The sequence below is a fragment of the Thalassospira sp. SM2505 genome (assembly GCF_054901115.1).
Map to the genome: position 1 here is coordinate 2,787,280 of NZ_CM142731.1, position 19,758 is coordinate 2,807,037.

At 53.0% G+C, this 19,758-nt stretch carries 31 protein-coding genes; 2 read left to right on the plus strand and 29 right to left on the minus strand.

All coding sequences use genetic code 11. The features are described from left to right. Nucleotides 1-78: 78 nt before the first annotated feature. Nucleotides 79-567 carry a helix-turn-helix domain-containing protein gene (locus ACTU44_RS13065; protein ID WP_462095619.1) on the plus strand — a complete coding sequence of 163 codons (489 nt, stop codon included), beginning with the start codon at nt 79-81 and terminating at the stop codon, nt 565-567. Between the two features lie 97 nt (nt 568-664). On the opposite strand, the gene ACTU44_RS13070 is transcribed toward ACTU44_RS13065, so the two are convergent. The 21 genes from ACTU44_RS13070 to ACTU44_RS13170 form a co-directional block, all read right to left on the minus strand. Beyond that, on the minus strand, nt 665-892 hold the full coding sequence (locus tag ACTU44_RS13070; protein ID WP_462095620.1) for a hypothetical protein: 228 nt from the start codon (nt 890-892) through the stop codon (nt 665-667). Then, on the minus strand, nt 882-1,025 hold the full coding sequence (locus ACTU44_RS13075; RefSeq protein ID WP_462095621.1) for a hypothetical protein: 144 nt from the start codon (nt 1,023-1,025) through the stop codon (nt 882-884). Before ACTU44_RS13075 ends, ACTU44_RS13070 begins: the two co-directional genes overlap by 11 nt. Further along, the gene (locus ACTU44_RS13080) at nt 1,026-1,184 is read right to left on the minus strand and encodes a hypothetical protein (protein WP_462095622.1); all 159 of its coding nucleotides are present in this window, start codon (nt 1,182-1,184) and stop codon (nt 1,026-1,028) included. Continuing rightward, nucleotides 1,184-1,330, minus strand: a complete 147-nt coding sequence (locus ACTU44_RS13085) for a hypothetical protein (protein ID WP_462095623.1) — start codon at nt 1,328-1,330, stop codon at nt 1,184-1,186. Before ACTU44_RS13085 ends, ACTU44_RS13080 begins: the two co-directional genes overlap by 1 nt. A gap of 2 nt (nt 1,331-1,332) precedes the next feature. Further along, nucleotides 1,333-1,599, minus strand: a complete 267-nt coding sequence (locus ACTU44_RS13090; protein ID WP_462095624.1) for a hypothetical protein — start codon at nt 1,597-1,599, stop codon at nt 1,333-1,335. A gap of 7 nt (nt 1,600-1,606) precedes the next feature. After that, nucleotides 1,607-2,110 carry a cell wall hydrolase gene (locus ACTU44_RS13095; protein WP_462095625.1) on the minus strand — a complete coding sequence of 168 codons (504 nt, stop codon included), beginning with the start codon at nt 2,108-2,110 and terminating at the stop codon, nt 1,607-1,609. Continuing rightward, complete coding sequence (locus ACTU44_RS13100) at nt 2,107-2,331, minus strand: hypothetical protein (RefSeq protein WP_462095626.1); 225 nt, start codon at nt 2,329-2,331, stop codon at nt 2,107-2,109. The genes ACTU44_RS13095 and ACTU44_RS13100 overlap by 4 nt, the downstream gene beginning before the upstream one ends. Beyond that, on the minus strand, nt 2,328-3,044 hold the full coding sequence (locus ACTU44_RS13105; RefSeq protein ID WP_462095627.1) for a hypothetical protein: 717 nt from the start codon (nt 3,042-3,044) through the stop codon (nt 2,328-2,330). Before ACTU44_RS13105 ends, ACTU44_RS13100 begins: the two co-directional genes overlap by 4 nt. 7 nt (nt 3,045-3,051) lie before the next feature. Further along, entirely contained in the window at nt 3,052-3,426 is a 375-nt protein-coding gene (locus tag ACTU44_RS13110; protein ID WP_462095628.1) for a hypothetical protein, read from the minus strand. After that, nucleotides 3,423-3,839, minus strand: coding sequence for a hypothetical protein (locus ACTU44_RS13115; RefSeq protein WP_462095629.1), 417 nt, complete (start codon nt 3,837-3,839; stop codon nt 3,423-3,425). Before ACTU44_RS13115 ends, ACTU44_RS13110 begins: the two co-directional genes overlap by 4 nt. Continuing rightward, nucleotides 3,818-4,060, minus strand: a complete 243-nt coding sequence (locus ACTU44_RS13120; protein WP_462095630.1) for a hypothetical protein — start codon at nt 4,058-4,060, stop codon at nt 3,818-3,820. The genes ACTU44_RS13115 and ACTU44_RS13120 overlap by 22 nt, the downstream gene beginning before the upstream one ends. Before the next feature lie 9 nt (nt 4,061-4,069). After that, nucleotides 4,070-4,363: a hypothetical protein gene (locus ACTU44_RS13125; RefSeq protein ID WP_462095631.1), complete on the minus strand. Its 294-nt coding sequence runs from the start codon at nt 4,361-4,363 to the stop codon at nt 4,070-4,072. A 57-nt stretch (nt 4,364-4,420) separates the two neighbouring features. Then, nucleotides 4,421-5,239 carry a major capsid protein P2 gene (locus tag ACTU44_RS13130; RefSeq protein ID WP_462095632.1) on the minus strand — a complete coding sequence of 273 codons (819 nt, stop codon included), beginning with the start codon at nt 5,237-5,239 and terminating at the stop codon, nt 4,421-4,423. A 12-nt stretch (nt 5,240-5,251) separates the two neighbouring features. Continuing rightward, complete coding sequence (locus tag ACTU44_RS13135) at nt 5,252-5,374, minus strand: hypothetical protein (protein WP_255356837.1); 123 nt, start codon at nt 5,372-5,374, stop codon at nt 5,252-5,254. Between the two features lie 235 nt (nt 5,375-5,609). Beyond that, nucleotides 5,610-6,251 carry a helicase HerA domain-containing protein gene (locus tag ACTU44_RS13140; protein ID WP_462095633.1) on the minus strand — a complete coding sequence of 214 codons (642 nt, stop codon included), beginning with the start codon at nt 6,249-6,251 and terminating at the stop codon, nt 5,610-5,612. Next, the gene (locus ACTU44_RS13145; RefSeq protein WP_462095634.1) at nt 6,251-6,925 is read right to left on the minus strand and encodes a hypothetical protein; all 675 of its coding nucleotides are present in this window, start codon (nt 6,923-6,925) and stop codon (nt 6,251-6,253) included. Before ACTU44_RS13145 ends, ACTU44_RS13140 begins: the two co-directional genes overlap by 1 nt. Before the next feature lie 315 nt (nt 6,926-7,240). Then, the gene (locus ACTU44_RS13150; protein WP_462095635.1) at nt 7,241-8,449 is read right to left on the minus strand and encodes a hypothetical protein; all 1,209 of its coding nucleotides are present in this window, start codon (nt 8,447-8,449) and stop codon (nt 7,241-7,243) included. Between the two features lie 66 nt (nt 8,450-8,515). Then, on the minus strand, nt 8,516-9,277 hold the full coding sequence (locus ACTU44_RS13155) for a DNA cytosine methyltransferase (protein WP_462095636.1): 762 nt from the start codon (nt 9,275-9,277) through the stop codon (nt 8,516-8,518). An 81-nt stretch (nt 9,278-9,358) separates the two neighbouring features. After that, a complete protein-coding gene (locus ACTU44_RS13160) occupies nt 9,359-9,742 on the minus strand; it encodes a hypothetical protein (protein ID WP_462095637.1) in 384 nt (127 codons plus the stop codon). Next, complete coding sequence (locus ACTU44_RS13165; protein ID WP_462095638.1) at nt 9,732-10,115, minus strand: DUF736 family protein; 384 nt, start codon at nt 10,113-10,115, stop codon at nt 9,732-9,734. Before ACTU44_RS13165 ends, ACTU44_RS13160 begins: the two co-directional genes overlap by 11 nt. Before the next feature lie 171 nt (nt 10,116-10,286). After that, entirely contained in the window at nt 10,287-10,487 is a 201-nt protein-coding gene (locus ACTU44_RS13170; RefSeq protein ID WP_462095639.1) for a hypothetical protein, read from the minus strand. A 191-nt stretch (nt 10,488-10,678) separates the two neighbouring features. Here ACTU44_RS13170 and ACTU44_RS13175 point away from each other — a divergent pair, with 191 nt between their 5' ends. Continuing rightward, nucleotides 10,679-11,059, plus strand: coding sequence for a hypothetical protein (locus tag ACTU44_RS13175; RefSeq protein ID WP_462095640.1), 381 nt, complete (start codon nt 10,679-10,681; stop codon nt 11,057-11,059). A gap of 82 nt (nt 11,060-11,141) precedes the next feature. On the opposite strand, the gene ACTU44_RS13180 is transcribed toward ACTU44_RS13175, so the two are convergent. From ACTU44_RS13180 to ACTU44_RS13215, 8 genes are all read right to left on the minus strand, one after another. Further along, complete coding sequence (locus ACTU44_RS13180; protein ID WP_462095641.1) at nt 11,142-12,137, minus strand: ABC transporter permease; 996 nt, start codon at nt 12,135-12,137, stop codon at nt 11,142-11,144. A 26-nt stretch (nt 12,138-12,163) separates the two neighbouring features. Beyond that, the gene (locus ACTU44_RS13185; protein ID WP_114097502.1) at nt 12,164-12,904 is read right to left on the minus strand and encodes an ATP-binding cassette domain-containing protein; all 741 of its coding nucleotides are present in this window, start codon (nt 12,902-12,904) and stop codon (nt 12,164-12,166) included. Between the two features lie 64 nt (nt 12,905-12,968). Then, nucleotides 12,969-13,952 carry an ABC transporter permease gene (locus ACTU44_RS13190; protein WP_114097501.1) on the minus strand — a complete coding sequence of 328 codons (984 nt, stop codon included), beginning with the start codon at nt 13,950-13,952 and terminating at the stop codon, nt 12,969-12,971. Nucleotides 13,953-13,955: 3 nt separating this feature from the next. After that, nucleotides 13,956-15,473, minus strand: a complete 1,518-nt coding sequence (locus ACTU44_RS13195; protein ID WP_114097500.1) for a sugar ABC transporter ATP-binding protein — start codon at nt 15,471-15,473, stop codon at nt 13,956-13,958. 98 nt (nt 15,474-15,571) lie between these two features. Next, nucleotides 15,572-16,519 carry a sugar-binding protein gene (locus ACTU44_RS13200; RefSeq protein WP_114097499.1) on the minus strand — a complete coding sequence of 316 codons (948 nt, stop codon included), beginning with the start codon at nt 16,517-16,519 and terminating at the stop codon, nt 15,572-15,574. 134 nt (nt 16,520-16,653) lie between these two features. Further along, entirely contained in the window at nt 16,654-17,658 is a 1,005-nt protein-coding gene (locus ACTU44_RS13205) for a Gfo/Idh/MocA family protein (protein WP_462095642.1), read from the minus strand. Nucleotides 17,659-17,738: 80 nt separating this feature from the next. Next, the gene (locus ACTU44_RS13210) at nt 17,739-18,722 is read right to left on the minus strand and encodes a substrate-binding domain-containing protein (RefSeq protein ID WP_462095643.1); all 984 of its coding nucleotides are present in this window, start codon (nt 18,720-18,722) and stop codon (nt 17,739-17,741) included. Between the two features lie 48 nt (nt 18,723-18,770). Next, nucleotides 18,771-19,751, minus strand: coding sequence for an NAD-dependent epimerase/dehydratase family protein (locus tag ACTU44_RS13215; RefSeq protein ID WP_462095644.1), 981 nt, complete (start codon nt 19,749-19,751; stop codon nt 18,771-18,773). Nucleotides 19,752-19,758: the final 7 nt, after the last annotated feature.

Consider the following 19,758-nt stretch of genomic DNA (forward strand, 5'->3'; position numbering starts at 1 on the left):
TTAGACTGACGTTCTATAATATATATTATGTAAAATTTTGGTGTGTGCTATCCTTGTAGGCGGGTTTACTAATCTGTCTTGGAATTCAAGGGTTTATGTTTAACCTTTGCTTCACTGGTTGACATGATTGATTTCCCGTTATCCTCACTCAAAACGCTACCTCCCGCCGAACTTCGCAGACTTTCCCGACATTTCCAATACTTAGCCGATGCTTGCGAAGCATTTGCGCGTGATGCAGCCAAAAGACAGCATCACAGAGAATACACCCGCGACTATCGCAAGGCGATTGAGGCCACCGTAAACACCATCCGGTTAAAAATAGACAATGGCCTTTCAGAACAAGAAGCTATCGCAAAAGTTGCATCAGAAACCCGCCTTCCAGAGGCAACAATTTCTGCCCGATGGCGGTTGCACAAGAAGCGAAACCTCAGAAGTTATGACAAATTCCGCAACGAAAAGATCATGCGACTGAAACGACGCGGGCACACAAATGCGGAAATCGCACAAAAAATCGGCCTATCCAAAAGTCAGATAGGCCGAATAATCAGAAAGATTGAAAGCGTTTGACCTGGCCCGAATTTGGCCAGCTGAGCCCATGCCAATAATCAGGCCGGCCAGTCCAAAATCATGATCGATGAACCGACCAGGCCAAAATGTACCTGGCTCACTTGCTGCCTTTTTCCTTCATGATGATAGAAAGCAGGCCCATAAGGCCGACAACGCCCGCTGTCACGTAATCACCTGTGACAGCCGCCTGTCCGGCCTGTCCGATCAGCTCTGCGACCTGAGGCGCTTCGTCAATCTTGGCAATCTGACCAATACCGACCGTTGCGACCGCAAGGCCTGCATAAGTTGACGGCTCGCGAAAACGGTCTTTGATTTTACCCCACATGGGATGCATCCCCCTTAAGTTTCAGTTCGACCGCCAACAAGCGGCGATCCAGTTTCCAGAAAACAATCAAAAGGGCGATGGTCGCGAGATCGCCGCCCCCTTGCAAAAGCGTGAAAAGATCGGTTGCAACCATTCACCACGCCTTTGCATATTTGCCAGCGACGTAAACGCCCGCGCCGATCACCCCAAGCCGCAACAGCTTCTGCGCCGCCGTGAGGCCATCAGCAGCGACAAAGCCACCACCGACACCCACAATGCCCCCCAGCACGAACGGCAGCACAAAAGCAGGCATTATTTACGGCCTTTCGCTTTGACCACGCGCCCGCCCTTGGCGTAGCGATAGCCCTTTTTCAGCCGACCATTGGCCTTGACACCTTTTGCCATATCGTCAGTTCCTTCCTGTTTGTTGATCATCTGCAATCGCAAACCCAAACGCACGATTACCCCCTACTCAAAGCTGCCATGAACAGCACCGCGCCGCACATTGCGGCAATCAGCCCCCAATTGACCGTTTCATAGGTCAGGGGGATGTTGATTTCCAACCCGGTATCATCTTCGAACGGATCGCCCACCGGATCGCCTTCACCTTCGGTTTCTGCGGCCTCAAGCGCCATGTTCATGCACATGTGCTGATCCATCGTGCCACACGCCATCCAGCGCCCCGGCAGATATTCAACAGCATGCAAATCAGCGTCATAGGTCGCCATGCTTCACCTAAACGTAAAAGCGATGATTGCCGATATCACCGAGCGAGGTCAGCGCACTTGCCCACGAAGGGAGAACCACATTCGGGTTGAAATAGTGCGTTGCCCCGCCCGTGATATCGGGCAGCGTTCCGGCAACCGCCTTGCCAGCGATTGTCAGCGCAATACGGAATTGCGGATCCTGCGTAGTCACCTTGCGGGCAAGATCAAAATTCGGATCATTGCGGTTCCATGCCGAGAACTGGGCAGGTTTCAGACAGACCTCGACCGGGCTGTTGCCCCACCAACCGCCCTTTTTCGCACGGTTCATGATGACGTTTGCAACGGCCTGCATACCACGTTCGCCTTCGCCCCGAGCTTCGCCCCAAATCGTCCTGGCAATAACGTCAACTTCCTGACTGATCTGCCCGGCATTGGTGAAATCAATGGACGTGACCGGCTTGCCCTTGGCGACCTGATAGGCCGCGAACGCCAGCCCACCGGCACTGACCAAAAGAAGTGCGTCTTTCATCATTGCGCAACCTCCACCATGGAGCCATCGCCCATGATTTTGAAATTCTTACGAACACCGCCGATGACTTCGGACTTTAAGCCGATTTCATCCGTTGGTGCGGGCGCGGGCGGCTGCATCGCTGCCAGATCAGCCCGAACTTCAGAAACGATCTCAGCAAGATCACGAACATCACCGGCGGCTTGACGCTGATAGGCAAGACTTAAAACATTAAAATCACTCATGATAATACGTCCCAAGTGAGGGCAGCACGTCCGCTTGCGTCCGTGCCAATCAAATACAGACCGTCGCCCGGCTTTATGAATATCGGCAATTTGATATCGCCACTCCCCACAGCTCCCCCACCTGCATGGAATTTGCGCTTGGTCGCGTCATTATAGGTTGATGGAGCCGCCGTATCGGCAAACAGCGCCGCTTCGCCAGTTGCCGGATAGAGATAACAGGTTCGGACAATCACACCCGCTACGTTCGAAGCTGGCGAAATCACTTCCAAAGCCGTAGTAAATCCCGTTGCAACCAGAAAGCTTTCACCAACGACTGAAACGGGTTCCCGCTGGTCATTCTTGTTCTGCATCATCGCCAAAATATCAGCTTGACAGGCGATGACCTCCGCGAAGCTGTCACCCGTTACCGGATCAAGAACATTCAGGTTCCCGGAAGCAGTCAGGCGGTTATCGTCAACGCGGCCCATGGCGGTCCAGATTTCGAAATCAACAGCCGTTCCGTTCGGGTTGTAAATCTGGATTTTCTCAAACTCGCGATCAAAGGTGAGAGACGCACCCGCGAAGAATTTCGAACGCGACCCATCATTGATAACAAGCTCCAAGCCTTGCGTTGCCGCAATGCAGGCAATCGACCGGCCCCGACGATGAATTGTAAGCGTATCGCCCGCCGCTACCGTTCCGGCCCAAGTCTGGAAAAATGAACTATCGGCCATATTGCCCCTATTTCTTGAAAATGGCTGGAAGGATGAAGGCGGCACCAAGAACCGGCACCCCGATCTTGATCAACATTTCCAGCGTGTTTGCAGTTTCAGACGTGTTTGCTTTGCGAATTTCCGTCAAAGCAGTGCCCACCGTCTGGTTTGATTTTTCCAGTGCGCTGAAAGCTGATCCGACCGTCACAACAGCAAGGTCGATTGCATCGGCGCTTACATCAGCGGCAAAATCCCATGCTTCGGGCGTGGTTGCATCAATGTTGACCTGACCACCACCTGACACCGCGATAGAACCATCTTCGGCCCCTGCCCGCTGGTCATAGTTGTTACTGGTCGTTGTGCTGCTTGATTTGCTACTTGAATTGCTTAGTGCTGAACTCATGAAATCGCCTTTCGCAACACGGTTTGCACCACCTGATAGTTTCGGCGCTTCATCTTGAAAACCAGCCCGGCGCGGTGCGTCGGCACATCCACGGCAACGCAACCAAGCTTTTTTGCCCATCCTTCAAGGGCCGGCATGCAGGTTTCCACCAGATCGAAGCCCGGCAGATCGGCATTGGCGCATTCAATGACAAAATGCAAACCATCACCGCCCGACAGAATACGAACCAGAACCGACCCGATCCGCTTTTCATCTGCCATGACAGCCAGCACCGACGCCTTGCCGGTTTCCACGTCGTTTTGCAGGCCATCAAGGCCCGTTGGGCTGTCTGGCATGACGACAGGGGCAAAGTGCCCTGCCGCCACGCCATCCCACCCCACAACACCAAGCGTTACTTTTTGAACATCAGCCATGCTACAGCCCCCAGAAGCGCAAACGGAATTGCGTATTGCACGACAGACATTGCACTTTCATCTTCACCCCCGACGATGAAAGGCGCGGTGTTGTACGCATAAATCTGACCGGACGTAGCGCGAGCGCCGGACATGGCACTCGCTTCACTGGATGTTTCCAACCAGCTACCGCCGCCGCCCATTCCTGTCAGACTTGAAAGACCGGTCATTGCAGGCAACATAAGCGCCCCCTATTTCCGGCGCGTGATCAGGATCATGCCAGCCAGCAAGGCCACACCGACACCGATATAGAGCCCGGTGTTTGCCGAACCAGAGGACAACGTGCCCGCCGTTGGATTGCTCCAGCCGGAACTGGCGTTTTCCTCAGCCGCATAATCACCACCCCCTGACATGGCGTTTTCACTGCCAAAGGTTGCCTGCCACTGAGAGTATGTCTCAAAGACTGCATCCTTGGTTTTGCTCAAGTACCCGAAAATGCTGTCCAGAATTTCCAGACCGCCAGCACTTTGCGTTTGATCAGCCATTTATTCCCCCTTCAAGGCCAGCCGGGACGCGTTAGCGCCCCGGTGTTTACCCGCCCGTCAGGCGGCGACTTTGCCGCGAATTTCTTCGGTATACAGATTGAAGTTGCCCGTGCTGGTCATATCCAGACGAACGCGGAAATCTTCAAGCAGCATCGGAAGGAAATCAGACAGACGATCACTGATCGTGAAATCAATGTGTGTCCATCCGGCTTGCCAAGCCTTGCCGGTCTGGATTGCCGACGCCTCGCCAACCACCCGATCAAAGTCACGCAAAATGCGCTGATTTGCTTCGACCTGGACGCTGGAAATCGCATCAGTACTGATGTGCATTTTGGTGATGTGATATTCGTGGCGCGGCAAGTCCTGCAATTCACGAATGCCGGTATTGCCAACGTTGAACGGATATTTCTTGATCGCGTAGAACTGACCAAGCGGCGCATTCTGCGCAAGAACACCATAAACCGTCAGCGACGGTGAAGTGACACCGGCCTTGATATCGACTTCAAGGGAAAGCGACTGAATATCAGCAGTCCCGATTGCCGGGGCATCTTCGCCCAGCGGGGTGCGCTGTGCCGGATCGGAGAACATCAGCGGCAATGCACCATCTTTCACAACCTGCCCTTTGTAGGTCAGGATTGCAGCCAGATCGGCAGCATCAACGCGGATGGTTTCCTGCCCGTCGATATACAGGCGGATTTCGCCCAGAACCGTGCCAAGACTGGCCTTGGGTACATCAACGACGCCCGCGCCGAGATCGGCCCGGATACGGAACAAAAGCTGATGATAGGTTACGCCAAGCGGCAGGTTGAAAGTTGCGGTCTGTCCCGCACCAATACCCGAACCGTTCGGCATCTTTTTGGAAATGCGATTGGTCAACGCGCTGCCCCCTTACTTGTCGAAGCCGTCAGAGGCCTGTTTTACAATCGCGACGTCGTACATCATGTTCATGACGTAACCGGCGACCATGACCCCCAGCGCGGTCAATACGACCGTTTTGATATCACCCTTCATTTTACCCCCTAAGCCATGTTCGGCTTGATGAACTTGTCATAGATCGCCATGGCAGCGATTGCCGTTGCGACCCCGACAGCGAAACTTTTCATGCTCACGGAAAACCCCTTTTCCACCTTGCAGGACCGGCAAAACAAAACCCGGTCGCCTGTCTGACAACCGGGTTACGCCGCAATTTCGGGGGCGGCAAATCTAGGTAACGTTACCTTACGTTACGTAGGAAAATTCACGATTTTCAATTTTTTCCGTACGTTATCGTTCCGTCCTTTTCGTGAATGTAATGGTGTGGCTTCAAGGCTTGGATATCTGCGGGTTTCACGTCGCCAAGTTCGTTTGCCGCCGCTGTCAGATCACGCGGCCCCTTTTGCCGAAAAACATATGTTTCCGTGCAATTGCCGCGAAACCGGGTATTGACTTCCGCGACGCGCTGGGAAACGCCGATCAGTTCAATCCCGTAATGCCGACCGCGAGAACACAAATCCCCGAAACCGCCATAGGCTTTCGGGATGCTTGTTACCGGGAAAGGCTCGTTCAGTTCTTCCGCCAGCAACGTGATTTGCCGTTCGTCTTCGCCATCAAAAAACGGCTTCTGAGCGATCTTGAGCAGCTTTGACAGCCGATCCAATGCCGCCATTTCCTGACCGGCAGGCGGTACATAGGCAACCTTGAAATTGCGCCGCCAGTTTCGCGCCATATAGGCCCGAACCTGATCAATCGTATCGACCCGGAAGAATCCGCGCTCATGCTGGTATTCGTCTTGCGGATCGAACGCCACCACCCTTTTGCGCTTTGCAACCAGCCGCTTTGCCAGCGTTGATTTGCCCGAACCGGATCGGCCCCAGATACCGACACGGCCCGCATCAGAAAACGCCGCCATTATGCCGGTGCCCAGTCGTATTGACCGCCATGATGTGCCTTTTCCGGCTTCAAGGCTTCATCAACATCACGATCATGTTTTTTTTGTTCGGCAAGCTCTTCGTCATCGGTCATTTGCCGCGCTGGCGACCGCACAGGCTTTGCCCGTTTGGCTTTCATCTCGGCCTTGATACCCATCGCCTTTGGCAAGGCAAATGCCGAAATCGCCGCCACGCGCTGGAACCACACGCCGCCCGGCTTGATCAGGAACTGCATTGCCGGTGTTTCAAGGCAAATGTCATACAGTGCATCGGACGCGCCCCGCGCCTGTGCGGTTTCTTCATCTTCGATTTTCAGGCTTGTGAAGTATGGCGGAATGCAGGCCGCGATATTGAAGGCCTGACAGAATGCCAAAAAGAAAGCGTCCTGGCTTATGAACTCGCCGCTTTCGTCGGCAAGATTTGACAGCCCGTCAATGCCGCCCAGATCATCGCCCTCACCTTCCAGCGGATCGACCGTGAACGAGGCCAGATGTTCGGCCCCGGTATCGGCTTCATGATGTGATGTATTCTCGAAGCCCTGCGAGGATTGGTTTAGGCTTGTCGTCTCGCTCAGGCTGGATTTCGTCGGGCCGTTGCTCGACTGTTTCGGCTTCGTCTGGTTTGCCCCCGGCAACCAATTGTCTGTTTCGGTCATCACCAAATTCCTTACGCTCATGGGCGCGTTTGGCTTCCCAATACGCCCTTAACATTTGATTTGATGCAACCCGTCCCCATTTTTCGTGATGCGAACACCCTTGACCGCAATTGTCGTCATTAGGTGTGCAAAAGTAATATGCTATCTGATTTTTGTTCGCCTTGACGTGGACCGGGTTCCCACACCCGGAACAAGAACGAACAGCAATCACCGTTCCCGGATCAACCGTTGCCATGTTCCAACGCTTCGATCCGGTCAACCATGACGCGCATCAGCGCCAAGGCATCCTGCAAGGCCAGTTCGGCGGCTTGGGCCTTAGCAAGCAGCGGGGCTTGCTTCACCCCATCCAAACGGCTTTCCAGCCGCTGTAATTGTTGCTTCATCTAGGATCACTCCATCTTCATCAATGATTTCGTAACGACGGTAGATTTTCTTCATTTTCAATTTGAAGTCCTTGGCATTCTCCCCTTTGACATTGGCGGCAATCATTTCGGAAATCACGCGGGGCAGTTCCCATAACTGATCTTTGTCCACCCCGCACAGAACGGCTAGATTTGCTGATAGGCCAACCATCATCGCGCTAATGGTCTGGCGTTGCTGATCCTGCATGACCTGCTTGACCACACCGGGCAGCGCACCGGAGGTATATTCAAACAGGTTTTCGGCAATCACATCGCGGCACCGGTGCCATATCTGGTCATCCTCAATCCGCGTTACGTTATCGTCCTCTTCCCACAGTTCGGCCTTGTAACGTATACGTAGGAGCGCATGGGCATAGATATCGCCCAACTTGGCCCGTAAATCGGCCCATGACGTAACGCCCCATTGTTCCTTGAGATGCTTTTTCCCGGCGCGCAATTCGATGCGCCACATCTGATCGCCAGACGCCTCAAATTCATCGCGATCAATGCCCCAGATTTTCCACCATTCATCTTTGCGCTTCGCCACGATATCGCGGCGCTTGTCATAAATGCAGATTTGCCGCCCCGGCATTTTGCCGATGGTCATGCCGGTGCATTGGCGCTTCTGCCAGTGCTGCCCGATTTCCTCGCCGTGCATATCGGCCTTTGTTGTCCCATGGAGCGCGAAGCGGTGCGGATCAAGCCGGAATGATTCCGGCATACGCCAATCCATTGCAAAATCGACCCTCGCAATCGCTTCCTGCAAGACGGTCGCGCCAACCGCGTCAAGATCGGCATACATACGGTTAATGGTTTCATCAAAGCCATAGGCCGCAAGGGTTGCAGACTTGCACGAAACCCGGATATTCCAGCCCTCGCGCTTGCGCGATTTGGAAAAGAACCACGTAAAGCCCAGATTGCCAGTATCCACGCGATAGGTATAACCACCCCGCGCCCCGGTTTCCGCAACATGGCCCTTGAATTTGCCGACCTGTGCAAAGGTTTCCTGTTTGGTTTCCTGTGCGGTCTGCTTCGCTGCTTCGAACCGTTCAACCGCTTGCGACGAAATGAAGCCCTGAAACGTTACGTCCAGACCGTCAAACCCTGCATAAATCAAGTCCATTTTCCCTACCCCTGTAGTCGTCTGTAATCAGAAGGGGGCGTGATACAAAAATGCCCCCTTCGGTCTTCATTCAGCTAATACCGTTTGACCAGGCCAGCTATTGGCCGGATCGGGCACGTTTTCGGCCTGGCCGGCCACCTTTTCGGCATGGCCGTGAGCCAGGAGCATTTTGGCCCTGTCATCGATCGCCTTTTTGGCCCAGCCAGCAATGAACCGCGCATATGCAGGCGGAACGGCCTGCACAATCTCGCGCCGGTTCATCCAGTGAATTTCCATCGCGTCACACCATGCCGAAAACGTGCCGGCCGAACCGCCACCCCCACCGGCCACCGTTACCGATCCGGGGCGCGTCTCCGGACCAAATCTTGGCCCGGGCGCGGGTGCCAGAACCGGAAAATTCACCTCGAAAATTCGCTTGCGATAAGTGTTCAGGCCGAACATATCGCCGGTCAGAACCACGTCGGGGCGCAATGGCGCACATTCCACATTTTCCATGCAATACGGCTTGCCGGATGCTTCCAGCGCCGCCCGCGTCGGCTCTATCAGATCGTCATGCATTGCCCGCCGTGCAGACGGGGTTGCCTTTGAAAATTGCTGGCAGGGCGGTGACGCCCAAATGAAATCGAACATGCCAAGATCAAGCCAGGTGAGAACCTCGAAAGCATCGCCAACGATTTTCTGAAACGGATAATTCTTCGAGTAAATCTTATCCACGCCAATAACATCGAAACCGGCCTGTTTAAGCCCCATGGAAGCGCCACCAGCACGACAAAACAGATCAAGCGCCTTCAATGCCATCGCCCCGCCCTCAGTTGTTAAACCAGCCATCAATGATCCCAAGGAACACCGATACCGACACCGCAATACCGATCACCACACCGACCACAAAGGCCACTATCGTCACGCCGCTCATCGCTCAAACCCTCCGCCATACCCGAACCGGGCAAATTCGATTGACCATGTTTTCTGATTTCCCGGCTCACGCAGTCGCCGCACCTGCTTCCATAGGCGGTCAAGGTTGCCTTTGGTGACAGACCGGCACATAGGCCAGATTTCCGCGCTCTCTAGGATGCCTTCGGCAATCATGACCTCGCATGCCGCCAGACAGTCGAAAGCCCGGTCAGTCGGCAGAAAAGCCGCGTATTCCTCGCCATCTTCCGACCACTCCACAAAACAATGTTTCGCATGAGACAACGCGCCGCCAAAAATCGGCATTGTCTCATGCGAAAAACCGTCTGGAATACGAAAGGCCGGGGCTTTCACCCCGGCTTGCTCGTTGCCCTTATGCGGCATTTTGCATTGCGCCGCGTGGGCGTTCCCATTTCAGATCATAGACGCCCGGCTCACCCGCTTCATACGCCGCAAGGTTGATCTTTTCCGGGAAGCTCATGTCATCAAGCGTCATGGTGAAGAACTGCTTGCCAAAGTTCGGCCCCTGTTTCTTGACCGTTTTGACCCAGACCGCGCCGATATCGACCACGCCCGCAATGCCCTTTGCATAGACGCTATAAGCTGGACGCCCCGCGCCATCTGGACCGGCAACAGGAGGCTTGCCCTTGTCCCAATTTTCTTTGATGGCATGCAACTCGACATCCAACCGAACGGTCAGCGAAACAAATGTGCCAGTAGCAAACTGGCGATCATCGGAAAACTTGAGTTGGTTCATCGTTCATCATCCTTGTAGGGGTGGAAATTGGCGCTTCGCGCAGAGGGTTTTCTTGAGGTTTAGAAGGGGAAGGCAGAATTTTGACAAAACCACCTTCCCCACTTGTGGAGAGGCTCAAGCCCCTTCCAAACCCCCGGTAATTTTGGCTCCCCAGCCTCAACCGGGCGAAACTCAGTGGCGGATTTGTGCGGCCCGGCGCGATGAAACATCCAGCGCCGTGCCAAGGTCCGCATACATACCGTATAGGCCGGTGTTTCCGGCTTCCATGGCATCAACCCCGCATTCACGGGCGAGCGCCTTGGCTTCGTCAATTTTGGCTAAAAGCTGATTGTGATGGGCTGCAATGCCCTGAATTTGGCTTGATTGCGTCATCTGATTTCCTCTTTGTCTGGCGATCCTGTACCAGACGGGGCCACCATGTCGGGAAACGGGGTGGCCCCTGAGGTACGGACTGCATTACGCAACGCATCAACGTCGCATGACATTAGACAAACGAACCCGGAAAAGATTGTCAATGTCTAATATCGCATGACATATTGCTTTTTAGGGAAATGGAGGACGCTATGCGCACTATCGACGAATACCTTGACGCCGCCGTAGACAATTTACAGTTGCGATCAGACCGCGCCTTAAGCGTTAAGCTTGGGCTATCGCCGGGGTCCGTTAATCACTTCCGTATGAAGAAGGCTTGGCCTTCTGACACCACCATGATCAAAATTGCTGAATTGGCTGGCGAAGATGCTTCCGAAGCACTGTTAAGCCTTAACATTTGGCGCAACATGGATGGAGCCGCCGCCCCTCTGTATTCCCGAATACTGGATAAATTGAAAGTGGCCGCAATGCTCTGTATTGCAATGACTTTTATTGCACTTTCAGTTGCCGCGCTCCCCGGCTATGAAACCGCCGATATTGTTGCATGGGGAGCCAGCCAGTATGTATTATGACAAATAATTGCATATGTGTATCCAAGCTATCTTCTTCTCTTGAGTTTTTTGGTTAACTATCAAGAGTTACAAACTGATATTGTTATGTTTTCCGCTGTCTGAACCGATCAAATGCCACGGCCACCACAATGAAAGACCCGACAAATGTTCCCTGCCAGAATGTGCTGATCCCCAACAAAATGAGGCTGTTCCGGATCACTTCAATCAGAAGCGCACCAACAACGGCGCCAAATGCAGTTCCACCACCCCCGGCAAGGTTCGCGCCGCCAATCACAGCAGCTGCAATAACCGTCAACTCCATTGCCTGACCCAGATTGGTTGTCACACCACCAAGCCAGCCAACTTCAAGAACGCCTGCAATACCAGCCATCAAAGCCGAAAACATATAGACGCTGACCTTGACACGTGCCACCGGAATGCCGGTCAGAACTGCCGCATTCTCGTTACCGCCAATCGCAAACAAATGCTGCCCCCAGCGCAAATGGCGGAACGCAAATGCCGTCAGGCACGCCAGGATAATCATGATAATGAGCGGATGCGGAAGCCCGAAAGTCGCGCCACCTCCAAGCCAAAGTAAAAAGTCGTGATCAGGGCCGAACTCATAGATCATTTTATTGTCAGACAGCACCATCGCCAAGCTGCGTGCAATAGAGAGCATGCCGAGCGTGACGACAAATGATGGCATCTTGGCATAAGCAATCAACACACCATTCACCGCGCCCACCAGCAATGAAACTGATAGAGCAGCGAGACATCCCACCCAGAAAGGCATTCCGGCCGACATAAGAACACTGACGGTCATCGCGGAAATTACCAATGTGGAACCCACAGACAGATCAATCCCGCCTGACGCGATAACTGCCGTCATCCCAAGTGCAACAATCCCGACAAAGGCAAAGTTGCGCGTAACATTAAAAAGGTTGCGCTCTGTCGCAAAACTGTCGGTAAGTATGGTCAATGCCAAACAGGCAAACACAGCTGCCAGAAATACCCAGAAAATCTGCTGATTGGTAATCCGTGCGATCAACCCGTGATGTTGTGAACGGTTGATAACATCAGCAAGAGTTGGATTTGCCATGTTCATTGGTCCTTTTTCAATTCCACTCATGCTTTTTCAATCGCCCCGGTAATCAGGCCTGTGACTTCTTCTGGCGATGAGTCTGATGCCATCTTGTCGGCAACAAGTTCTCCGCGTCGCAAAACAACAACTTTGTCTGCAACCTCAAAGACGTCAGGCATACGATGACTGATCAGAACCACTGCAATCCCGTGATCACTCAGCTGACGAATTAGACTGAGCACTTCTGCCACCTGACGAACGGAAATTGCTGCCGTTGGTTCGTCCATAAGCACGATCTTTGCATCGCTAAGAAGTGTTCTTGCAATTGCCACGGCCTGACGTTGCCCGCCGGACATTTTATGGACCAGATCACGGGGCCGGGTTTCCGATTTCAGGCGCGCGAACAGTTCCGCTGATCTGCTGCGCATAAAGGCGTAATCGACAATCCTGAGCGGCCCGATTTTACGGGTGGGCTCCCGGCCAAGAAAAACGTTTGAAGCCGCACTCATGTTGTTGCAAATCGCAAGATCCTGATAAACGACCTCTATACCTGCTTTTTGCGCATCCCGTGGCTTGTGAAACACCATTTTCTGATCAGAGATAAATATATCGCCCGACGTTGGAGCAAAATTTCCCGCAATGACCTTAACCAGCGTAGATTTTCCAGCCCCGTTATCCCCCATAAGCCCGACCACTTCGCCCGGCTGAATGGCAAGTGATACATTATCAAGTGCCTGAATGGCGCCATAACGCTTTGATATATTCTTCAGCTCAAGCACGCTCACGATTTCCCCCTACTCTGCCCAGCAGATCAAAAGTACGGCCAGCAAACAGTTGTGCTGCTCCTGATTATTGTTTTTGCAGCAAGCCCAAAGCTCTTTCGGTATTCTTGCGATTGCGATAAGTCGCAAACTGCTGATCAGCCAACACACCAAGCAGGATTACTGTCCCCATCACGGCGAAGTTCAGTGAAGATGGAATACCTAGCAGATTTACAAGGTTCTGCAGTTCCTGCAGCAATACCGCCCCAAGAACGATGCCGATGACAGAACCTTCTCCTCCGCGAAGAGAGCATCCTCCCAACACTGCCGCGGCAATCGCATATAACTCGTAGAAGTTCCCGTGCGACGACGGCTGCACAGACTTTGTAAACATTGCGAAATAGATCGCTGCGATGGAAGCAAGGACCGCGCAAATGACATATGCCGTAATGGTGACAAACCGCGTATTAATCCCTGAAAATCGCGCGGCTTCCTCATTCTTGCCGACGGCACACAGATGCCGCCCGAAGACAGTATGATGCAATACAACCCACATGATGGCTGCAACAATCAGCATGGCAAGAAACGAGTGCGGAACACCAAAGCTGCGCCCGATGGTCAACCATTCCAGTTGCGGGTAACTTGATCCAAATGGGAAACCGGCAGTGGATTCAGCAGTATATCCACGTGCTATCCCGCGATAAATCAACAGACCGCACAGGGTGACAACAAATGGTTGGAGCTTAAATCGTGTAATCAGTATTCCATGGGCGAGCCCGATCAGAACACCCAGCCCGACCGTAATAGCCACTGCAATTGGCCAGGGGACACCAAATTTCCCCACCATATCGACAAACAGAACCCCCAACAGGGCAATTACCGACCCGACAGAAAGATCAATACCACCGGTCATAATAACAAAGCCCTGCCCGATGGCGAACAATCCGAACAAACCGATCAGATTGGCTGTATTTCCAAGGTTGATTGGAGACAGGAACAACGGGTTGCGCATGTAAACAATCGCACCAACCACAATAATCAGAATGCCAAGCCCAATATCTTTTTTTTGCATTGCTCAGGCCTCTTCCAGAATTTTGCCGACAGCCAGATTAAGCACGTTGCTCTCCGAAAACTTAAGGCGGGGCAATTCCCCCGTGATAGCGCCATCTTTCATGACAAAAATTCGATCCGACACCCCGATCACTTCTTCCATGTCACTCGATATCATCATCACCCCTACTCCATGATCGGCCAATGAGCGCATCAACCCATAGATCTCGGCTTTTGCTCCAACATCGATGCCACGCGTCGGCTCATCGAAAATAATAACTTTCGGATCCATGGACAGCCACTTGGCCAGAACAACTTTCTGCTGGTTTCCACCCGACATTTCATTTGCAGCGCGGCGCACATCGCGGGTCTTGATTGCCAAAGCATCACGTTGAATTTCAGCAACTTCGATCTGTCGCTTCTGTGAAACAAGACCGCGAGATGTGAAGGCCGAAAGATTAGCCATTGTGACGTTTTCCAGCGTCGGGAAATCCAATATAAGGCCGGACCGCTTGCGATCTTCCGGAACCAAATAAAGCCCCGCAGCAATTGCATCTGCGGGGGTGTTAACCTTTACCTCCACACCATCAACCAGGATCTCGCCATCAAGCTTTTCACCAACACCGAATATAGCTTCTGCCAAGGCTGTTCGCCCTGCACCGATCAGTCCGGCAACGCCAAGAATTTCGCCCCCCATCAGCTCGAAACTGGCTGGTCGATCCGGCTTGCTTTTGATGGACAGGTTTCTGACCGCGAGCACGGGTTTGGTCGCCGGACGCGCAGGTGGTGTGTAAAGAGCCTTAAGATCCCGCCCGATCATCATGTGGATCATGGCGTCATGCGTGAGCTCATCACGTTCAAGCACACCAACCTTGACGCCATCCCGAAGCACCACTGCGCGATCTGCACATTCCTCAACTTCGCTTAGCCGATGCGATATATAGACAACGGCAATTCCTTGTGCCTTCAGGTCGGCAATCACCTTCAACAGCATGTTTGTTTCTGACAGGGTCAGGCTCGATGTTGGCTCATCCATGATGACAAGCCGCGCATTCATCGATAACGCCTTTGCAATTTCAAGCAACTGACGTTCTGCCAGTGACAATGTCGAAACAGGAGTATCTGGCCTGAAGCGCGCACCGATACGATCAAGAAGAGGCTGAGCCAATTCTTTCATCGCCTTGTGATCGGCCAGCCGAAACAACCCGCGAACTTTCTCGCGACCAAGAAATATGTTTGCGGCAACATCCATGTTATCAAAAACATTCAGTTCCTGATGCACAAAGGCGATGCCCGCCTGCTGAGATTCCTTAACATCGAACCGGTCAAATTGCTGACCATCCAGGGTAATATGTCCTGATGTCGGGGCAATCAGCCCACCCAGTATCTTCATCAAGGTCGACTTTCCGGCACCGTTCTCACCAAGAAGTCCGACCACTTCTCCTGCTTTGATCTGTAGTGAAACATCATTAAGGGCAACCACACCCGGATATACCTTGGTGACATTCTCAAGCTTCAGATCAAGCCCATGCACTGCACTCATTCCAAACGGCTCCCAATGTCCATTGACATCATCGGAAAGGTGCGAGCGGGTGCACAAAAAACCACACGCGTACCCGCTCGCTAGGCAGGGGGAAGAAATTACCCGCCTATTCTTTCCTTAACGACCGCCTCAAACTCGTCGACATTGGATTTGTCGATCACCTTGGTAGACACGATGATAAGACCATCGTTCGGAACCTTCGAAGCATCACCTTCAAGGTAATCCGCCATCAGATGCATGCCCTGATAGCCCCACTGATACGGATCCTGTACAACCGTTCCGGCAAAACTGCCCTCGCGGACCGCCCCAAGTGTCACAGGGTCCTCATCAAAGGCAATAACGGTTATCTGACCCAGTTTTCCTGCTGCCTGCAGTGCTTCATAAATTTTGGGCGGATTGTAGGAATAGAACCCGACCATGCAATTGATATCCGGGCTTGCGGCAAGGACATCATCGACATTTGAACGCGCACGGGCAAAGTCGACATCATCACCACGCACATCGACCAGCTCGATGCCACTTCCTTCAACAGCCTGACGGAAACCCGCAATACGTTCAATTGCGTTGTCAGCCCCCAGGAAACCGACAAACCCCATGCACTTGCCACCTTTTGGCATTGCCTTTACGGCAATTTCACCTGCCTGAACGCCGGCAGCAACATTCGACGAACCAAGATAGGCAATCCGGTCACTTTGTGGCGCATCGCTGTCGGTCGTGAAGAGCGGCACCTGGGCGGCAATGCGATTGAACGCATCAATAGAGTTTTTAGGATCGGCTGAAGAAATCATGATCGCGTCGGTTCCCCCCGCGACCAGATCGTCCATCAGTGCATTCTGAAGCGCCGCTGTGCCCTGCGCCGGATAGCGGAATTGAAGCTCGTACTGCGGCAGCTCCGCCTGCGCGGCTTGAACGCCTGCTTCTGCAAGTTTCCAGAAATCCGACGCTGCGTTAACCACGAATGCAAGCTGCTGTTTTTCCTGAGCCAGCGCCCCGCCAGCCAAAACCATAGACAGACCAAGCGTTGCAATTGTTGATGCAATTTTCATGTTTTTAGTCCTCCCGATTAATCACAAGCACAACTGTATTTATAAATTATCTGCGTGCTTTATAATTAATAATATAATTAATAATTCTGGATCAAGCATTTTTCACCCAGCTACTGTTAAGTGAATGATTTTGATTAGACATTGACCCATTTATTCTGCTCCTCGCTGGCGAAGACTGCGTCCAGAACCCGCATGGAAGCGATGGAATCCTCTATGCCGTAGGGCAAAGCTGTTCGCCCCAGGACTGCTTGTGCAAATTTTTCGGCCTGCTCTGTATACTGGTCGCACGCGGGCAGCATCTCACAGCCGGCCAGACTGCCATCAAGGCTCTCGCCCCTATCAACAATCAAAGCGGTTTCTTCATCTGCAGGTGCGTTATACGGGATCATGATTTCCGCACGTGCCTTTGTGCCGAAAACGTTCAGGGTCTGGTATGGGCATAGCTGCGTCGACACAATAAATGACAATTGCCGCCCGCGCCCGAAATCAGCAACCACACTCGCCATTCGGTCGGTCTTGAATTGCGGATCGCGATCAATCAGCGCTACCACCCGCAGAGGCTCGTCTTCGAACAGGAACCGACCGGCAGTGATTGGATAACATCCAATATCCATGATCGCGCCACCTCCGGCTTCCGGGCTGTTTCGGATGTTCTTCCCATCATTATTGAAATAGCTAAAGGCGGCCTGGATCGCCCTCACCTCACCAAGCTCCCCGCTTCTGACCATTTCCCGCACCCGAAGCCATTGCGGGTGATAGCGCACCATGAACGCCTCTGCGACCAATACATTCTTCGGACATTCCCGAAGCCGCTCAGCATCTCGCGCGTTCAATCCAACTGGCTTCTCGCACAGCACGTGCTTACCCGCCCGCGTCGCTGCAAGTGTCCAGTCCACATGCATATGATTGGGCAGCGGATTATAAATCGCATCAATGTCCGGATCCGCGATCAACGCTTCATAGGAGGCATATGATTTTTGAATTCCGAGGTCATTTGCCGCCCTTGCAGAGCGCGCAGCACTGCGCGAGGCAATGCCCAGAACGTTTGAGGATTTTGATTTCTGAATCGCAGGAATAACTTTCTCCAGCCCGATTTGAGCTGTCGAAAGAATACCCCAGTTAATTTGTCTTTTTGTCACACCCTTAGCCCGCCTTGAGTTTGATAAAAATTGGGCCAGATCCGACCTCGGGATCCGGCCCAATTCATGGCGCTTGGAAATCAGTTATCCGCACAGAAACCGGGGCTGGACTGATTGCAAACATCAAGCCCCGTATAGAGCGGATCCTCGACCTTTTTGCCGCTGATCAATTCAATCATGACATCCGGTGCGCGATACCCCATTTCAAATGGACGCTGACCGACCTGGGCATGACTGCGCCCGTCGCGGAACGCCTGAGTCTGCGGGGGCAATGTATCGCCCGCAATCAGGATCAGTTCTTTGGACTTCAGCCGATCCATGACCTGATCGGTAACCTGCGCATATGCCTGCGGCGCAAACTGCGCCCAGCCACCAATCAGGATAAAGGCATCAAGATCTGGATTTGCCGTAAAGGTATCGGCCATCTGCTGGTTGGCAAGATCGACCTGGTCATTGGTAAAGACCGGGCACCCGTCAACTTCAGTCCAGCCGTTATTGCCATCAAGGCGCTCCGTCCCTTTTGTCCCTGAAATCGTATCGCGGAAGCCGGCAGCACGTGCGTTAATATTGTCCGCCGCGACATTCCCCAACTGCAGACAAACCGACCCACCCTTCGGCTTTAGCGCCATTGCCTCTTCCGCCATCTTGACGCCCATGAGATAGTTATCTGTTCCCAAATAGGTCGCCCGCAAATCTCGATCTTTTTCAAGGAAATCGGCATCAATCGTCATCACCGGGACATTTGGGCTGATCTGGCGAATACGGTTCGCCATGGCCGGAGCATTTGAGGGCGAAATCGCAATTGCCGCGACCCCGCGAGTCAGAAGATCGTCCACGATCTGCACTTCACCTGCCTCATCAGCACTGGAAGCCGGTCCGGTATAAATGCACTCATATTCAGAGTTCACGTTCTCCGACATCCATTTCTGACAACCCAGATTGATCTGTTCGAAAAACGGGTTATCCAAACCCTTAACCACAATGGCCAGTGTCTTTTTGCCATCGGCATTTGCGGCACCAACACCTGTCGCAAGAATGAACGCAGATGTGAGAGTTAGTAACATTTTATGTTTCACGTTTCGCTCTCCCTAGTTGGTCTGGCCCGGAGCTGACTACCCCGGATACCAGATTTTCCGAGGATCGTTCGGGCTTCTCACATATGACCAGGCCCGCTCGATCAACCCCTCGAAATCTACTTGTGGCCGCCACCCAAGCAGGTGGCGCGCCTTTGTGTTATCCAGCCAATTGCTATGAAACGGTGTGGCTACCTCGACCGCCTCAAGACCACGCGTGCGCGTAAGGTAAGCCGCCACCTGCGCGTAATCGACCGGTTCATCCATGGCGATATTGAAAAGTTCCCCCATTGCATCAGGATGGTCCAAAGCCGCCATCAGTGCTGCGACCAAATCATCGACATGAACGAAATTGCGCTTAAGTGGTGCCCCGGTTTTGTCGCGCATAAGGGGCACAAAATCCCCCTGCCCAAGACGCATGGCCTTGTCAAAACTCATCAAGTCACCCCAGACCGGACCACCGAACTGATCCGCCCCAAACGAGAGCACATACTTGAAATCGTCTTTTTCCATGATCCAGGGTGCACGCAGAACAGTGCCATTCAGGCCGTACTGGATCTGATATTGCTCGATCATGACCTCTTCGAGCACCTTGGTCAGAGCATAGCACCCGCTATATGCCTTCCTTGGAGACACCTCAGTGATTGGCTCCGGATACTCTTTGAAAATGTGCCCGACAGCGCAGTCACCGCTGATCAAGATAAATTGCTTCAAAGTTGGCGACTGACGTGCCACTTCCAAAAGCAGGAACATCCCTTTGATCGCGACATCGATGACGAGATCCGGGCTTTCTTTCACCGCGGCCATATGAAGGACGTGAGTTACGCCATCCATTGCCTGCGCAACAGCTTCCGGGTCAGCGAGCGATCCCGCGACGATCTCCACCCTCTCGCCTGCATCAATCTTCCTGTTGTGGCAAAGCGCCACTACCTTCGCTGACGAGTAGAGTTCCTCACCAAGAAAAGTTGCCAGAAAAGCCTTGCCGACTTTTCCCGCCGCACCGGTGACCAAAATCTTCATTAATTTT

Excerpts from the sequence above, each read along its gene's own strand:
- ACTU44_RS13070 (WP_462095620.1), bottom strand. The coding sequence starts at position 892 with ATGTGGGGTAAAATCAAAGACCGTTTTCGCGAGCCGTCAACTTATGCA.
- ACTU44_RS13075 (WP_462095621.1), bottom strand. The coding sequence starts at position 1,025 with ATGGTTGCAACCGATCTTTTCACGCTTTTGCAAGGGGGCGGCGATCTC.
- ACTU44_RS13080 (WP_462095622.1), bottom strand. The coding sequence starts at position 1,184 with ATGCCTGCTTTTGTGCTGCCGTTCGTGCTGGGGGGCATTGTGGGTGTC.
- ACTU44_RS13090 (WP_462095624.1), bottom strand. The coding sequence starts at position 1,599 with ATGGCGACCTATGACGCTGATTTGCATGCTGTTGAATATCTGCCGGGG.
- ACTU44_RS13095 (WP_462095625.1), bottom strand. The coding sequence starts at position 2,110 with ATGATGAAAGACGCACTTCTTTTGGTCAGTGCCGGTGGGCTGGCGTTC.
- ACTU44_RS13100 (WP_462095626.1), bottom strand. The coding sequence starts at position 2,331 with ATGAGTGATTTTAATGTTTTAAGTCTTGCCTATCAGCGTCAAGCCGCC.
- ACTU44_RS13105 (WP_462095627.1), bottom strand. The coding sequence starts at position 3,044 with ATGGCCGATAGTTCATTTTTCCAGACTTGGGCCGGAACGGTAGCGGCG.
- ACTU44_RS13110 (WP_462095628.1), bottom strand. The coding sequence starts at position 3,426 with ATGAGTTCAGCACTAAGCAATTCAAGTAGCAAATCAAGCAGCACAACG.
- ACTU44_RS13115 (WP_462095629.1), bottom strand. The coding sequence starts at position 3,839 with ATGGCTGATGTTCAAAAAGTAACGCTTGGTGTTGTGGGGTGGGATGGC.
- ACTU44_RS13120 (WP_462095630.1), bottom strand. The coding sequence starts at position 4,060 with ATGTTGCCTGCAATGACCGGTCTTTCAAGTCTGACAGGAATGGGCGGC.
- ACTU44_RS13125 (WP_462095631.1), bottom strand. The coding sequence starts at position 4,363 with ATGGCTGATCAAACGCAAAGTGCTGGCGGTCTGGAAATTCTGGACAGC.
- ACTU44_RS13135 (WP_255356837.1), bottom strand. The coding sequence starts at position 5,374 with ATGAAGGGTGATATCAAAACGGTCGTATTGACCGCGCTGGGGGTCATG.
- ACTU44_RS13140 (WP_462095633.1), bottom strand. The coding sequence starts at position 6,251 with ATGGCGGCGTTTTCTGATGCGGGCCGTGTCGGTATCTGGGGCCGATCC.
- ACTU44_RS13145 (WP_462095634.1), bottom strand. The coding sequence starts at position 6,925 with ATGACCGAAACAGACAATTGGTTGCCGGGGGCAAACCAGACGAAGCCG.
- ACTU44_RS13150 (WP_462095635.1), bottom strand. The coding sequence starts at position 8,449 with ATGGACTTGATTTATGCAGGGTTTGACGGTCTGGACGTAACGTTTCAG.
- ACTU44_RS13155 (WP_462095636.1), bottom strand. The coding sequence starts at position 9,277 with ATGGCTGGTTTAACAACTGAGGGCGGGGCGATGGCATTGAAGGCGCTT.
- ACTU44_RS13160 (WP_462095637.1), bottom strand. The coding sequence starts at position 9,742 with ATGCCGCATAAGGGCAACGAGCAAGCCGGGGTGAAAGCCCCGGCCTTT.
- ACTU44_RS13165 (WP_462095638.1), bottom strand. The coding sequence starts at position 10,115 with ATGAACCAACTCAAGTTTTCCGATGATCGCCAGTTTGCTACTGGCACA.
- ACTU44_RS13170 (WP_462095639.1), bottom strand. The coding sequence starts at position 10,487 with ATGACGCAATCAAGCCAAATTCAGGGCATTGCAGCCCATCACAATCAG.
- ACTU44_RS13175 (WP_462095640.1), top strand. The coding sequence starts at position 10,679 with ATGCGCACTATCGACGAATACCTTGACGCCGCCGTAGACAATTTACAG.
- ACTU44_RS13180 (WP_462095641.1), bottom strand. The coding sequence starts at position 12,137 with ATGGCAAATCCAACTCTTGCTGATGTTATCAACCGTTCACAACATCAC.
- ACTU44_RS13190 (WP_114097501.1), bottom strand. The coding sequence starts at position 13,952 with ATGCAAAAAAAAGATATTGGGCTTGGCATTCTGATTATTGTGGTTGGT.
- ACTU44_RS13195 (WP_114097500.1), bottom strand. The coding sequence starts at position 15,473 with ATGAGTGCAGTGCATGGGCTTGATCTGAAGCTTGAGAATGTCACCAAG.
- ACTU44_RS13200 (WP_114097499.1), bottom strand. The coding sequence starts at position 16,519 with ATGAAAATTGCATCAACAATTGCAACGCTTGGTCTGTCTATGGTTTTG.
- ACTU44_RS13210 (WP_462095643.1), bottom strand. The coding sequence starts at position 18,722 with ATGTTACTAACTCTCACATCTGCGTTCATTCTTGCGACAGGTGTTGGT.
- ACTU44_RS13215 (WP_462095644.1), bottom strand. The coding sequence starts at position 19,751 with ATGAAGATTTTGGTCACCGGTGCGGCGGGAAAAGTCGGCAAGGCTTTT.